The organism is Streptomyces sp. NPDC004647 (assembly GCF_040609575.1).
In the GTDB taxonomy this organism is placed as follows: domain Bacteria; phylum Actinomycetota; class Actinomycetes; order Streptomycetales; family Streptomycetaceae; genus Streptomyces.
Map to the genome: position 1 here is coordinate 1 of NZ_JBEXKU010000130.1, position 13,660 is coordinate 13,660.

Below are 13,660 nucleotides of genomic sequence, written 5' to 3' on the forward strand. Positions count from 1 at the left end.
CGAAGTCGATCGGCTTGCCGCCGGAGACCATCGGCTGGAGCGCACCGAGCGCCACATCGCCGTCCGCCTCGCGCTTGAACCAGATGTTCGGGAAGCCGAGGAAGCGGTGCCAGGCCACACCCATGTTGGTGTTGAGCGAGACCGTGATCATCCAGATCAGCGAAGTGCCGACCTTGATCATCGCGGTGAAGTAGATCAGCGTCTGGAGCGTGGAGACGCTCAGCCCGTCGAAGGCCAGGACCAGGGGATACGAGACGAAGTACGCGGCCTCGTAGTGCTCCACGTGGTGGATCGCGCCCTCGAGCCCGCGCAGGGCGAGGATCGCGAGGCCGATGGTGAGGATGACGTACTCGACGAAGTACGCCTGCCAGGCCTTCGAGCCCGCGAAGCGCGACTTGCGGCCGGCCCGGGAGGGCAGGTTCAGCAGCCGGATCGCCGTCAGGATGACGATGCCGGCGACCGTCATCAGACCGATGAACTCGATGTACATCTCGAACGGCAGGAAGCCGCCGACGACGGGCAGCATCCAGTCGGCCTGGAAGAGCTGGCCGTACGCCTGGAGCAGGGTCGGCGGCAGGGTGAGGAAGCCGATCGCGACGAACCAGTGGGCGAAGCCCACGATCCCCCACCGGTTCATCCGGGTGTGGCCGAGGAACTCCTTGGCCAGGGTGATCGTGCGCTGCTTCGGGTCGTCGGTACGGCTGCCCGCCGGCACGGGCTGGCCGAGTCTGACGAACCGGTAGATCTGCGCGACTGCTCGGGCGATGAGCGCAACGCCGACCACGGTCAGGACCAGCGACACGATGATCGCGGCGAGTTGCATCTTGAGGGCTCCTCGGGCCTGCGAGTGCGGGACGTGAGACGGGAAGGGATCCCCCGCTTGCGGCGGACACCCCGGACTTACTAAGCGGTAACTTTTCCAGTCTGGGCTGACATTACCCAGGATCGCAGGCCTCTTGAAGCCGCCGGCCCGGTGATCTGTGTCGCCTAGGCAAGCCTTCCTTCCGCCCCTGGGCCTGTAGTGACAGGGCGGTCGGCATAAGAGTTGAGTAAGGTCGACTCATGTCTGTTGACAGGAAAAAACGGATCGTGCACGCTTGAGTCTGTCCCACTCAAGTCAGCTGGAGGATCAACCATGGCACGTGCGGTCGGCATCGACCTGGGTACGACGAACTCCGTCGTCACTGTTCTCGAGGGCGGTGAGCCCACCGTCATCACCAACGCCGAGGGCGCCAGGACCACGCCGTCCGTCGTCGCCTTCGCCAAGAACGGCGAAGTGCTGGTCGGCGAGGTCGCGAAGCGGCAGGCGGTTACCAACGTCGACAGGACCGTCCGGTCGGTCAAGCGCCATATGGGCACCGACTGGAAGATCAACCTGGACGGCAAGGACTTCAACCCGCAGCAGATGAGCGCGTTCATCCTGCAGAAGCTGAAGCGGGACGCCGAGGCTTATCTGGGTGAGAAGGTTGCGGACGCGGTGGTCACCGTCCCGGCGTACTTCAACGACGCCGAGCGCCAGGCTACCAAGGAGGCCGGTGAGATCGCGGGTCTGAACGTCCTGCGGATCGTCAACGAGCCCACCGCGGCCGCCCTCGCCTACGGCCTGGAGAAGGAGGACCAGACGATTCTGGTCTTCGACCTCGGCGGCGGCACCTTCGACGTATCGCTGCTCGAGATCGGCGACGGCGTGGTGGAGGTCAAGGCCACCAACGGTGACAACCACCTCGGTGGTGACGACTGGGACCAGCGCGTCGTCGACTACCTGGTCAAGCAGTTCTCGAGCGGCCACGGTGTCGATCTGTCCAAGGACAAGATGGCACTCCAGCGCCTCCGCGAGGCCGCTGAGAAGGCGAAGATCGAGCTCTCCTCGTCCACGGAAACGACGATCAACCTGCCGTACATCACGGCGTCGGCCGAGGGCCCGCTGCACCTGGACGAGAAGCTCACGCGCTCGCAGTTCCAGCAGCTCACCTCCGACCTGCTCGACCGCTGCAAGAACCCGTTCCACAGCGTGATCAAGGACGCCGGCATCCAGCTGTCCGAGATCGACCACGTGGTCCTGGTCGGCGGCTCGACCCGGATGCCCGCCGTCGCGGAGCTCGTCAAGGAGCTGACCGGCGGCAAGGACGCCAACAAGGGCGTCAACCCGGACGAGGTCGTCGCCATCGGCGCCGCGCTCCAGGCCGGTGTCCTCAAGGGCGAGGTCAAGGACGTCCTGCTGCTCGACGTCACCCCGCTGTCCCTCGGTATCGAGACCAAGGGCGGCATCATGACGAAGCTCATCGAGCGCAACACGACGATCCCGACCAAGCGCTCCGAGATCTTCACCACGGCCGAGGACAACCAGCCGTCCGTGCAGATCCAGGTCTACCAGGGCGAGCGCGAGATCGCGGCGTACAACAAGAAGCTCGGGATGTTCGAGCTGACCGGCCTTCCGCCGGCCCCCCGCGGCGTCCCGCAGATCGAGGTCACCTTCGACATCGACGCCAACGGCATCATGCACGTCGGAGCCAAGGACCTCGGCACCGGCAAGGAGCAGCGGATGACCGTCACCGGTGGCTCCGCGCTGCCGAAGGACGACATCGACCGCATGATGCGCGAGGCCGAGCAGTACGCGGAGGAGGACCACAAGCGCCGCGAGGCCGCCGAGACCCGCAACCAGGCCGAGCAGCTCGTCTACCAGACCGAGAAGTTCCTGGCGGACAACGAGGAGAAGGTCCCGGGCGATGTGAAGTCCGAGGTCGAGACCGCTGTCGCGGACCTCAAGGAGAAGCTGAAGGGCGGCGAGACCGCCGAGGGCGAGAACACCGCCGCCATCCGTGAGGCCACCGAGAAGGTCGCCGCGGTCAGCCAGAAGCTGGGCCAGGCGATGTACGCGGGCGCCCAGGCGGACGGCGCGGGCGCGGCGGGTGCCGGTGAGCCGGGTGCCGAGCAGGCCAAGGACGACGACGTCGTCGACGCCGAGATCGTCGACGAAGAGAAGCCGAAGGGTGGTGCCGCGTGACGGAGGAGACCCCGGGCTTCGACGAGCAGCCCGACGTCCCTCCCTCCTCGCCGCCCGGCCCCAATTCCCAGGGACCGGAAGACGCGGCGAAGGCCGACGGATCCGCCGGCCAGGCGGATCCCTCGGGTCTGGCCGGGGACGAGCTGCAGACAGTGGGCCTGCAGGCGCAGTTGGACCAGGTCCGGATGGCGCTCGGCGAGCGCACAGCGGACCTCCAGCGGCTCCAGGCCGAGTACCAGAACTACCGTCGCCGGGTCGAGCGGGACCGGATCACGGTCAAGGAGGTCGCCATCGCGAACCTTCTGACCGAACTGCTTCCGGTACTCGACGACATCGGTCGCGCACGGGAACATGGTGAGCTGGTCGGCGGGTTCAAGTCCGTCGCCGAGTCGCTGGAGTCCATTGCCGCCAAGCTCGGTCTCCAGCAGTTCGGCAAGGAGGGCGAGCCCTTCGACCCGCTGATCCACGAGGCGCTGATGCACAGCTATGCGCCGGACGTCACCGAGACCACGTGCGTGTCGATCCTGCAGCCGGGGTATCGCTTCGGCGAGCGCACGATCCGCCCCGCGCGGGTCGCGGTCGCCGAACCGCAGCCCGGTGCTCAGCCCAAGGCAGGCGGTGAAGGTGACGCGGTGTCGCCGGACGAGGAGAGCGGTGGCCCGGACGAGGGCTGACGCAGCTGACATAGCATCAGGAGAGGAGGGACGTCGGGGATGAGCCTGAGCAGGGACTTGCTGGAGAAGGATCTCTACAAGGTCCTCGGCGTCCCGAAGGATGCCACCGAGGCCGAGATCAAGAAGGCGTACCGGAAGCTCGCCCGCGAGTTCCACCCGGACGCCAACAAGGGCGACGTCAAGGCCGAGGAGCGCTTCAAGGAGATTTCCGAGGCCAACGACGTACTCGCCGACGCCAAGCGCCGCAAGGAGTACGACGAGGCGCGCGCACTGTTCGGCAACGGAGCGTTCCGTGCCGGGCAGGGCGCGGGCGGCCCCGGCGGCGCCGGCAGCTTCAACTTCGACCTGGGCGACCTCTTCGGAGGCGCGCCGCAGGGCGGGGGAGGCGCGGGCGGCTTCGGCGGCGGCGGACTCGGTGATGTCTTCGGGGGCCTGTTCAACCGCGGGGGCCCCGGCGCGGGTACCCGCACCCAGCCGCGCCGCGGCCAGGACATCGAGTCCGAGGTGACGCTGAGCTTCACCGAGGCGGTCGACGGGGCCACGGTCCCGCTGCGGATGTCCAGCTCGGCCGCGTGCAAGGCCTGTTCGGGCACCGGTGACAGAAACGGTACGCCTCGGGTGTGCCCGACCTGTGTCGGCACCGGCCAGGTCTCGCGCGGCGGCGGTGGCGGCTTCTCGCTCACCGACCCGTGCGTGGACTGCCGCGGCCGCGGGCTGATCGCCCAGGACCCTTGCGAGGTCTGCAAGGGCAGCGGCCGCGCGACCAGCTCCCGCACCATGCAGGTCCGGATCCCCGCCGGGGTCGCGGACGGCCAGCGGATCCGGCTGCGCGGCAAGGGCGCACCGGGCGAGCGGGGCGGCCCGAACGGCGATCTGTATGTCGTCGTGAACGTCGATACGCACCCGGTCTTCGGGCGCAGGGGCGACAATCTCACCGTGACCGTGCCCGTCACTTTCGTGGAGGCGGCGCTCGGCGGCGAGGTCAAGGTCCCCACGCTCGGCGGGCCGCCGGTGACGCTCAAGCTGCCGGCCGGTACGCCGGGCGGACGGACGATGCGCGCCCGCGGCAAGGGTGCGGTGCGCAAGGACGGCTCCCGCGGCGACCTGCTGGTCACCGTCGAGGTGTCCGTCCCCAAGGACCTCGGCGACAAGGCGAAGGAAGCGTTGGAGGCCTTCGCCGAGGTCACCGCGGGCGAGGACCCGCGGGCGGAGCTGTTCCAGGCCGCGAAGGGAGCATGAGATGGACGGCCGAGGATTGCCCGGAGGCAGGGGCCGCAACCCCTACGAGCTGACCGAAGAATCGCCGGTCTACGTCATCTCGGTCGCAGCCCAGCTGTCGGGTCTGCATCCGCAGACCCTGCGGCAGTACGACCGGCTGGGCCTGGTCTCTCCGGACAGGACGGCCGGGCGCGGCCGCCGCTACTCCTCCCGGGACATCGAGCTGCTCCGGCAGGTGCAGCAGCTGTCCCAGGACGAGGGGATCAACCTCGCCGGTATCAAGCGCATCATCGAACTGGAGAACCAGGTCGTCGCGCTCCAGGCGCGGGTCGCCGAGCTCCAGCAGGCGGTGGAGGGTGCGGCGGCGGCGATTCAGCAGCGGGAAGCCGCGGTGCACGCCTCGTACCGGCGCGACCTCGTGCCGTACCAGGACGTCCAGCAGACCAGCGCGCTGGTCGTGTGGCGGCCCAAGCGGTCCGAGTAGAGCGCCAGTAGAGCCCGAACAGAGCGCGAAACAGCGGTCCGAACAGCGGCCGTCAAGCGTATGAGACCCCCGGTGCGAACTTCCGTACCGGGGGTCTTGCCGTGACGTGTCCTGCGCTCTCGCCACTGGTGGCAATGGCCCAACGGCTGTCGCACCATGGAAATACGGCGTGAAACGGAGGTATCGCCATGTTGGAAGTCAAGACGACCGACAAGCCGGACGAGCGGCGCGACTTCCCGCGCGGCCACCTCGAAGCCCTCCACCTCACGGGGCTGGACTTCGCCGTGGGCACGTTCGAACCCGGCTGGCGCTGGACCGAGTGCGTCGCCCCCATCGCCGGGACCGAGAGCTGCGAGATCCACCACAACGGATACGTGGCGCAGGGACGGATGCGCATCCGCATGAACGACGGCCAGGAATCCGAGGTCGGGGCCGGCGACGTCTTCGTCTGCCCGCCCGGGCACGATGCCTGGGTCGTCGGTGACGAGCAGGTCATCGTCTACGACTTCGCCGGCGGGATGGCGGAGAGGTACGCGAAGGAGGGCTGATCGCGGTGGTGTCGGTGCAGCTCACCGACGAGCGGCGGAGACCGGGCCGAGTGCGCGGTCGACAGTGATCTCGATGAGGACCCGGTCCGGGTTGGGAGCGGGGTTGCGCTCATAGCGCTCGGCGTACCTCCGGACCGCGTCCGCGATCAGGTGTGCCTCCGTACGGACCACCGCCCGGCCCTCCAGCGTGGCCCAGCGTCGCCCGGACACCTGGCACACCGCGACGCGCGCGCCCTCCGTGCCGGGCGCAGCCTGGATGTTCGCGACCTTGGTCCTGTGCTTGCTGGTGATCACCCGCGCGACCCCGGCCGCGGGGTCGTACGTCACGCCGACGGGCGTCACGTGCGGGGTGCCGTCCGGGCGGAGTGTGGTCAGCGTGCACAGGTGGTACTCGCGCCAGAAGGCAAGGTATTCGGGGCCCGGGTCGCGGGGGTCGATGGCCATGGCCGGAGCGTATCCGGGGTGCGCCCGCACACGTCGGCGTGGACCTCGCTGCGGTCGGAAGTACGGGGTATGCGTGCGCGTACTCGCGGGCTCTCCCGCTCTGCCGTTTCGCCGTGCGGACCGAAACGTCTTCGTCGCAGGGACGTATGACAAGTAGGTCGCGGTCGACTGAGGTTGGTGATCGGTTTGTGTGATGGAGAGCTCGGAAAATTGGGTTGAGTGACATAGACTCAACTTAGTGCAGGTTTCGCATGGCAGGATTGGTGTGACGAGGACGAGGAGGAGCGCCCACCCGTGGATGCCGAGCCGACCAACAGGAGCCAGCAAGCGATCAGCGCCGCCAGCAGCCGCGCGGTGTCCGCGGGGAACCCGGACATCACCCCCGTGCACCTGCTGCTCGCTCTGCTCGAAGGCAAGGACAACGAGAACATCCAGGACCTGCTGGCCGCGGTCGAGGCCGACCAGGCGGCCGTACGCTCCGGTGCCGAGCGGCTGCTCGGCTCGCTGCCCAGCGCGCAGGGGTCGACCGTTGCCCCGCCCGAGCCCGACCGGGCGCTGCTCGCGGTCATCGCCGACGCCGCGCAGCGCGCCAAGGACCTCGGCGACGACTACATCTCCACCGAGCACCTGCTCATCGGCGTCGCCGCCAAGGGCGGCGAGACCGGCCGGCTGCTCGACCAGCAGGGCGCGGGCGCGGCGGCGCTGCTCGACGCCTTCGAGACCATTCGCGGAGGACGACGCGTGACCACGCCCGATCCGGAGGGCACGTACAAGGCCCTGGAGAAGTTCGGTACCGACTTCACGGCCCTGGCCCGCGAGGGCAAGCTCGACCCGGTCATCGGCCGGGACACCGAGATCCGGCGCGTGATCCAGGTGCTCTCCCGCCGTACGAAGAACAACCCGGTGCTCATCGGCGAGCCCGGCGTCGGCAAGACAGCCGTCGTCGAAGGGCTGGCGCAGCGCGTCGTGAAGGGCGATGTGCCCGAGTCGCTGAAGAACAAGCGGCTCGTCGCGCTCGACCTGGGCGCGATGGTCGCGGGCGCCAAGTACCGCGGCGAGTTCGAGGAGCGGCTGAAGACCGTACTCGCCGAGATCAAGGACAGCGACGGCCGCATCATCACCTTCATCGACGAGCTGCACACGGTCGTCGGCGCCGGTGCCGGCGGCGACTCCGCCATGGACGCGGGCAATATGCTCAAGCCGATGCTGGCCCGCGGCGAGCTGCGGATGGTCGGCGCGACGACCCTCGACGAGTACCGCGAGCGGATCGAGAAGGACCCCGCGCTGGAGCGCCGCTTCCAGCAGGTGCTGGTCGCCGAGCCGTCCGTCCAGGACTCCATCGCGATCCTCCGCGGGCTCAAGGGCCGGTACGAGGCCCACCACGGGGTGCAGATCGCCGACTCCGCGCTGGTCGCCGCCGCCACGCTCTCGGACCGCTACATCACCTCCCGCTTCCTCCCCGACAAGGCCATCGACCTCGTGGACGAGGCCGCGGCCCGGCTTCAGATGGAGATCGACTCCTCGCCCGTCGAGGTCGACGAGCTCCAGCGCGCCGTCGACCGGCTGATGATGGAGGAGGAGTCGCTGCTCGCCGCCCAGACCACCGAGTCGGAGCGGAAGTTCCGCAAGAAGCAGGACCGCGAGAACGATCTCTCCCCGGACGCGCGCGAGCGGCTTGACCGGCTGCGCAAGGACCGCGCGGAGAAAGAGGAGAAGCTCCGCGGACTGCGGGCCCGCTGGAACGCCGAGAAGGAGATCCACACCCGGGTCGGCGATCTGAAGAAGCGGCTCGACGAGCTGGAGACCGAGCTGGAGCTCGCCGAGCGCAAGGCCCCGGAGACCGGCGACTGGGTCACCCCCGGCCGGCTGCGCTCCGAGGTCATCCCGCAGACCCGCAAGGAGCTGGACCAGGCCGTCGCCGAGCAGAAGGCCGTGGAGGGCATGGTCGGCGAGGAGGTCGGCCCGGACGACATCGCCGATGTGGTCGCCTCCTGGACCGGCATCCCGGCCGGGCGGATGCTCGAAGGCGAGACGGAGAAGCTGCTGCGCATGGAGGACGAGCTCGGCAAGCGGCTGGTCGGCCAGACCGAGGCCGTACGGTCGGTGTCCGATGCCGTACGGCGCACCAGGGCGGGTATCGCCGACCCCAACCGCCCCACCGGCTCCTTCCTGTTCCTCGGCCCGACGGGCGTCGGCAAGACCGAACTGGCCAAGGCGCTTGCCGACTTCCTCTTCGACGACGAGCGGGCGATGGTCCGTATCGATATGAGTGAGTACAGCGAGAAGCACTCCGTCGCCCGCCTGGTCGGAGCCCCGCCGGGCTACGTCGGTTACGAGGAGGGCGGTCAGCTGACCGAGGCCGTGCGCCGCCGCCCGTACAGCGTGGTGCTGCTGGACGAGGTGGAGAAGGCGCACCACGAGGTCTTCGACATCCTGCTCCAGGTGCTGGACGACGGGCGGCTGACGGACGGCCAGGGCCGGACCGTTGACTTCCGCAATGCCATCCTCATCCTGACCTCGAACCTCGGCTCGCCCTATCTGGTCGACCCCGCGCTGACCCGTGCGCAGAAGGAGGACAAGGTCATGGAGGCGGTACGGACCGCTTTCCGGCCCGAGTTTCTCAACCGCCTCGACGACCTGGTGCTCTTCCATCCCCTCGGAACCGATCAGCTCAAGCGGATCGCCGAGCTCCAGATCGCCCATCTCCAGCACCGGCTCACCGACCGTCGTCTCACGCTCGCCGTCTCCGACGTCGCGCTGGAATGGCTCGCGCTCCTCGGCTGGAGCCCCGCCTCGGGCGAGAGCACCGAGGACGGGGGCCGCGAGGCCGGTCCCGATCTGTCCTACGGTGCCCGCCCGCTGCGCCGGCTGATCCAGACGGCGATCGGCGACCAGCTGGCGAAGAAGATCCTCGCCGGTGAGATCCAGGACGGCGACACCGTCCGCGTCGATCTGGACAAGGCTGCTGACCAGCTGTCCGTCGCCCGAGCGAGCTGAATCCGGCACCGCGCGGCGCAGCGCGGAGGGCGGGGGTTGCCAGCCCCCGCCCGGGATGGGGGAGGATGGCAGGAACCGTACGAAGGGAAATTCACGGTGAGCATCGACCCGTCCTCGATTCCGAATTTCGGGGACCAGCCCGAACCGCAGCCGTCGGGGCCGGTAGGCCCCGTCGTCCCTGATCAGGACCTGGTCAAGCAGCTCCTCGACCAGATGGAGCTGAAGTACGTCGTAGACGAGGAGGGGGACCTCGCCGCCCCGTGGGAGCAGTTCCGCACGTACTTCATGTTCCGTGGCGAGGAGGAGCAGCAGGTCTTCTCGGTCCGTACGTTCTATGACCGGCCGCACCCCATCGAGTCCAAGCCCCAGCTGCTCGAATCGATCGACGACTGGAACCGCCGCACGCTGTGGCCGAAGGTGTACAGCCACACCAACGACGACGGCACCGTCCGCCTGATCGGCGAGGCGCAGATGCTGATCGGCACCGGCGTCAGCCTGGAGCACTTCGTCTCCAGCACGGTCAGCTGGGTGCGGGCCTCGATCGAGTTCGACAAGTGGGTTGTCGAGCAGCTCGGCCTGGAGAAGGATGTCGACTCCTCCGGCCCGGACGACGACAAGAACGACGACGGCGAGGACTGAGCCCCACCCGACAAGGGCGCCCCGCTAGGGCGCCGAGGTGGCGATAGCCAGCAGATACGTCCCATAGCAGCATGAGAGCCCGGCCAGCGCTCCGATCGTCACCGCGACGGTGCGCAGCCGGGCTCTTGCCATGCCGACGGCCACCGGCAGCAGCAGCGGGAAGGCGGGCAGCAGGAAACGCGGCTTGGAGGTGAAGTACTGCGCTCCGCCGAGCGCGATCACCAGCAGCACACCGCTGTAGACGATCAGTGCCAGCGGCGGCCGGTCCAGGACCAGCAGCACGAAGAGCAGTACGGCGAGCGCCGCGACCGCGACCACCATGGAGTACGTCAGGTGCGCCTGGCCCAGGACGAGGGAGCGGACCGACTCCCACGCGTCCCGGCCGAAGTCGTACTCCGAGCCCCACTTGCGCTGCACCCGGAAGTAGCCGAAGACCGGGTTTCCCTTCTGCCATCCCACCCACAGGACATAGCCCAGCCAGCCGAGCGGGGCGAGCACCGCCCCGGCCCACAGCCGCCAGTCCTGTCGGGCGCTCAGGGAGAGGCTGTCGGGCGTCCGGTGCCGCCACAGCTGGACGATCTGCCAAGCGGCGGCCAGGGAGACCGCGGCGGCGACCGCGACACCGTTCGGCCGGGAGAGTCCGGCGAATACGGACAGCGACCCCGCCCACAGCCAGCGGCCGGTCAGCACCGCGTACAGCGACCAGGCGGCGAGGGCGGTCAGCAGCGATTCGGTGTACGCCATCGACTGGATCACCGCGTGCGGCAGCACCCCCCAGAGCACCACGAGCAGCGTCGCCGCGCGGCGGCCGTGCAGCCGTTCGCCGACCGCGTAGATGCCCCAGGCGGCGGCCGCCGCCGCGGTCCAGGACACCAGCAGGCCGGCGTTGACGAAGCCGAGGGAGAAGACGCTGCGGGCGATCCGGACGGCGGCGGGGTAGAGCGGGAAGAAGGCCAGGTCGCTGTAGAGGCGGGCGGGGTCGTCGCTGTGCACCACGGTGCCGTAGCCGTGGGCGACGACCCGCGAGTACCAGACGGAGTCCCAGGAGAAGCCGATCAGGTTGCGCGGGTGCTTTCCGGCGTGCCTGGACCACAGCGCGAGAAAGGCCATGCCGGTCAGCCGTGCCGCGGCGTACAGCGTGAGTGCGGGTGCGGCCCGCCGGAGCGCGCTCAGCACCCGCAGCGACAGCCGGGAGCGGATGCGTACGGGCCGCGGGTGGGGAGCGCGCACGGGCACATGGGCGTCGGCGGACACGGGGACACCTCCGGTGCGGGCGCGGCGTGCGGACGCGGACCCGCCCCCGCGGGGAGGTGGACCCTGCACGTCCGACCTTGCGTGGCGCCCCTGCCCGCTGCGACTGCTGACGCCCGACTGTGGCCGTAAGTGCACCCGCTCGGCGGCACCTGCGGCGCCGAACCGCAGCCGATGGCCCAACCTGTGATGCCCGCCGGGCCGTCGGGTCGCCGGGTCGCCGGGCCGTCGGGTCACCAGGCCGTCGTCGGGGCGTCGGACGGCCCGGCGACGAGATGTCCTCCCCGAGGGCCTCGGTGCCGCGTCTGGGCGGCGTCCGAGTGGCTCGCTACCCGCACGGGGCGCGGGCCGCCCCGCCCCGTGCCCGGCGGCTCAGCCGAGACTCAGGGACTTCAGCCTGGTCACGGCCTCTGCCAGTGTTTCGGTGCGCTTGCAGAAGGCGAAGCGGACGAAGGGCGCCCCCTGGTCCTGGTGGTCGTAGAAGACCGCGTTCGGAATGGCGACCACGCCGCAGAGCTCCGGGAGGGCCCGGCAGAAGGCGAAGCCGTCGCCGCCCTTCGACGCCTCCGGGCCCAGGGGCCGGATGTCGGTGGTGACGAAGTAGGTGCCGGCGGGGCGGAACACCTCGAAGCCCGCCTCGGCGAGGCCGCCGCTCAGCAGGTCGCGCTTGGCGCGCAGATCCTCGCGGAGCGAGTGGAAGTACGTCTCCGGGAGGCGCAGGGCCTCCGCGACCGCGTACTGGAAGGGGCCGGCCGAGACGTACGTCAGGAACTGCTTCGCGGACCGGACGGCGGTGACCAGCTCCGGCGAGGCCGTCACCCAGCCGACCTTCCAGCCCGTGAAGGAGAACGTCTTTCCGGAGGATCCGATGGTGACCGTGCGGTCCCGCATGCCGGGGAAGGAGGCGAGCGGGACGTGCTCGCCGTCGAAGACCAGGTACTCGTAGACCTCGTCGGTGACGACCAGGAGATCCCGCTCGCACGCCAGCTCGGCGACGGCGGCCAGCTCGGCTCGGGTGAGGACGGTGCCGGTGGGGTTGTGGGGAGTGTTGAGGAGGATGAGACGGGTGCGGTCGGTGACGGCGGCGCGCAGCTCGTCGAGGTCGAGCCGGTAGGTCCCCTCGGCGGGCCGGAGGGTCACGGGCACGCGGGTGCCGCCGGCCATCGCGATGCACGCGGCGTACGAGTCGTAGTACGGCTCGAGCGCGATCACCTCGTCGCCCGGCTCCAGCAGCGCGAGCAGCGACGCGGCGATGGCCTCGGTCGCGCCGGCGGTGACGAGCACCTCGCGGTCGGGGTCGAACTCGAGGCCGTAGCGGCGCTGTTGGTGCTCGGCGACGGCGGTCCGCAGCTCGGGAACCCCGGGGCCCGGCGGGTACTGGTTTCCCCGGCCGTCCCGCAGCGCGCGTACGGCGGCCTCGCGGACCTCTTCCGGCCCGTCGGTGTCCGGGAAGCCCTGCCCGAGGTTGATCGACCCGGTACGGGCGGCGAGGGCGGACATCTCGGCGAAGATCGTCGTACCGAACTCGGAGAGGCGGCGGTTGAGCAGCGGTCGTTCCATGGGGCTCATCCTGCTCTGCCTCGAGGGTTCCGCTCAACCACCCGGCAGGATCGGGCCCGCGCCGGGGGGCGGGTGCCGGGTGCCGGGGGGCGGTGGCGGCACCGGGCTCCGACTGCTCGCCGCGGCCCGTCTTGCGCTGTCCATCGTGCCGCCGCCGTCCGGGCATCGGGCGCTGAACCTCTGGACTTCCTCAACTCTGCTTTGGTCCTCGGAGGCCGGGGCATCACCCCTCCACGCAAGAAGCGGGTACCTCGCTTCGGGGGAACGAGAGGAGTGTGAGGCGCTGATGGGAATCATCGTTTTCATCGTGTTCGCGATGGTGGTGCTGGCGGTCGTCCTCGGTACGGCACGGGCGGGGGGCAGGAGGAACCGGCGAGGGCGCTGGGGTTCGGGCTCCGGCTCGGCGGCCGGCGGCGGCTGGTGGGCGGGCAGTGACGGCGGAGGCTCCTCCTGTAGCAGCTCCTCCTCCTGCGGTGGCGGTTCGTCCTGCGGGGGTGGCGGCGGAGGTGGCGGCGGATGCGGCGGCGGGGGCGGGGGCAGCTGACCCGGGCGGGAGCTGACTCGGCGGCAGCCGTCGGGACGGCAGCGGACCCGACGACCGCCGACCCGACGACCGACGACCGCCGACCCGACGGCAGCGGACCCGACGACCGCCGACCCGACGGCAGCGGACCCGGCGGCTCCTGACCCGGCGGCAGCGGACCCGCCGACCGCCGACCCGGCGGCTCCTGACCCGGGGGGGGGGGGGGGGGGGCCCCCCCCCCCCCCCGCCCCCCCCCGCCCCCCCCCCCCCCCGGGGGGGAGTTGGCCCGGGTGTGTGTTGTGTGGGGAAGGGGGGGGT

Annotated in this window: 11 protein-coding genes and 1 pseudogene; 8 read left to right on the top strand and 4 right to left on the bottom strand. The window is 70.1% G+C overall.

The features are described from left to right. Positions 1-823, bottom strand: a pseudogene (locus ABZW18_RS32520) (Fe-S oxidoreductase); the annotation flags it as partial. 312 nt (positions 824-1,135) lie between these two features. Here ABZW18_RS32520 and dnaK point away from each other — a divergent pair. The 5 genes from dnaK to ABZW18_RS32545 all read left to right on the top strand — a co-directional run bounded on the left by dnaK (position 1,136) and on the right by ABZW18_RS32545 (position 5,928). Further along, entirely contained in the window at positions 1,136-3,004 is a 1,869-nt protein-coding gene (gene dnaK, locus ABZW18_RS32525) for a molecular chaperone DnaK (RefSeq protein ID WP_356194581.1), read from the top strand. Then, positions 3,001-3,678, top strand: a complete 678-nt coding sequence (gene grpE / locus ABZW18_RS32530) for a nucleotide exchange factor GrpE (RefSeq protein WP_356194583.1) — start codon at positions 3,001-3,003, stop codon at positions 3,676-3,678. Before dnaK ends, grpE begins: the two co-directional genes overlap by 4 nt. A 39-nt stretch (positions 3,679-3,717) precedes the next feature. Beyond that, complete coding sequence (gene dnaJ, locus ABZW18_RS32535) at positions 3,718-4,917, top strand: molecular chaperone DnaJ (protein ID WP_356194585.1); 1,200 nt, start codon at positions 3,718-3,720, stop codon at positions 4,915-4,917. A gap of 1 nt (position 4,918) precedes the next feature. Further along, positions 4,919-5,380: a helix-turn-helix domain-containing protein gene (locus ABZW18_RS32540; RefSeq protein ID WP_356194587.1), complete on the top strand. Its 462-nt coding sequence runs from the start codon at positions 4,919-4,921 to the stop codon at positions 5,378-5,380. Positions 5,381-5,568: 188 nt separating this feature from the next. Continuing rightward, positions 5,569-5,928 carry a cupin domain-containing protein gene (locus ABZW18_RS32545; RefSeq protein WP_356194589.1) on the top strand — a complete coding sequence of 120 codons (360 nt, stop codon included), beginning with the start codon at positions 5,569-5,571 and terminating at the stop codon, positions 5,926-5,928. A gap of 21 nt (positions 5,929-5,949) precedes the next feature. On the opposite strand, the gene ABZW18_RS32550 is transcribed toward ABZW18_RS32545, so the two are convergent. Continuing rightward, positions 5,950-6,372, bottom strand: a complete 423-nt coding sequence (locus ABZW18_RS32550; protein ID WP_356194591.1) for a TIGR03618 family F420-dependent PPOX class oxidoreductase — start codon at positions 6,370-6,372, stop codon at positions 5,950-5,952. A 294-nt stretch (positions 6,373-6,666) separates the two neighbouring features. Between ABZW18_RS32550 and ABZW18_RS32555 the strand changes: the two genes are divergently transcribed. After that, the gene (locus ABZW18_RS32555) at positions 6,667-9,369 is read left to right on the top strand and encodes an AAA family ATPase (RefSeq protein WP_356194593.1); all 2,703 of its coding nucleotides are present in this window, start codon (positions 6,667-6,669) and stop codon (positions 9,367-9,369) included. A 96-nt stretch (positions 9,370-9,465) separates the two neighbouring features. Beyond that, positions 9,466-10,008 carry a YbjN domain-containing protein gene (locus ABZW18_RS32560; RefSeq protein ID WP_356194596.1) on the top strand — a complete coding sequence of 181 codons (543 nt, stop codon included), beginning with the start codon at positions 9,466-9,468 and terminating at the stop codon, positions 10,006-10,008. 24 nt (positions 10,009-10,032) lie between these two features. Here ABZW18_RS32560 and ABZW18_RS32565 read toward each other — a convergent pair whose 3' ends face one another. Together ABZW18_RS32565 and ABZW18_RS32570 are read right to left on the bottom strand one after the other, a co-directional pair. Further along, complete coding sequence (locus ABZW18_RS32565) at positions 10,033-11,262, bottom strand: hypothetical protein (RefSeq protein ID WP_356194598.1); 1,230 nt, start codon at positions 11,260-11,262, stop codon at positions 10,033-10,035. Positions 11,263-11,631: 369 nt separating this feature from the next. After that, a complete protein-coding gene (locus ABZW18_RS32570; protein ID WP_356194599.1) occupies positions 11,632-12,819 on the bottom strand; it encodes a pyridoxal phosphate-dependent aminotransferase in 1,188 nt (395 codons plus the stop codon). Positions 12,820-13,105: 286 nt separating this feature from the next. On the opposite strand from ABZW18_RS32570, the gene ABZW18_RS32575 reads away from it, so the two are divergent. Next, positions 13,106-13,363 (top strand): hypothetical protein, encoded by a 258-nt coding sequence (locus tag ABZW18_RS32575; protein WP_356194602.1) that lies wholly within the window; start codon positions 13,106-13,108, stop codon positions 13,361-13,363. The last annotated feature ends 297 nt before the right edge of the window (positions 13,364-13,660 follow it).

What these genes read in the sequence shown, in the direction of transcription:
- dnaK (WP_356194581.1), top strand. Translation starts at nt 1,136, where the DNA reads ATGGCACGTGCGGTCGGCATCGACCTGGGTACGACGAACTCCGTCGTC.
- dnaJ (WP_356194585.1), top strand. Translation starts at nt 3,718, where the DNA reads ATGAGCCTGAGCAGGGACTTGCTGGAGAAGGATCTCTACAAGGTCCTC.
- ABZW18_RS32540 (WP_356194587.1), top strand. Translation starts at nt 4,919, where the DNA reads ATGGACGGCCGAGGATTGCCCGGAGGCAGGGGCCGCAACCCCTACGAG.
- ABZW18_RS32545 (WP_356194589.1), top strand. Translation starts at nt 5,569, where the DNA reads ATGTTGGAAGTCAAGACGACCGACAAGCCGGACGAGCGGCGCGACTTC.
- ABZW18_RS32550 (WP_356194591.1), bottom strand. Translation starts at nt 6,372, where the DNA reads ATGGCCATCGACCCCCGCGACCCGGGCCCCGAATACCTTGCCTTCTGG.
- ABZW18_RS32570 (WP_356194599.1), bottom strand. Translation starts at nt 12,819, where the DNA reads ATGGAACGACCGCTGCTCAACCGCCGCCTCTCCGAGTTCGGTACGACG.
- ABZW18_RS32575 (WP_356194602.1), top strand. Translation starts at nt 13,106, where the DNA reads ATGGGAATCATCGTTTTCATCGTGTTCGCGATGGTGGTGCTGGCGGTC.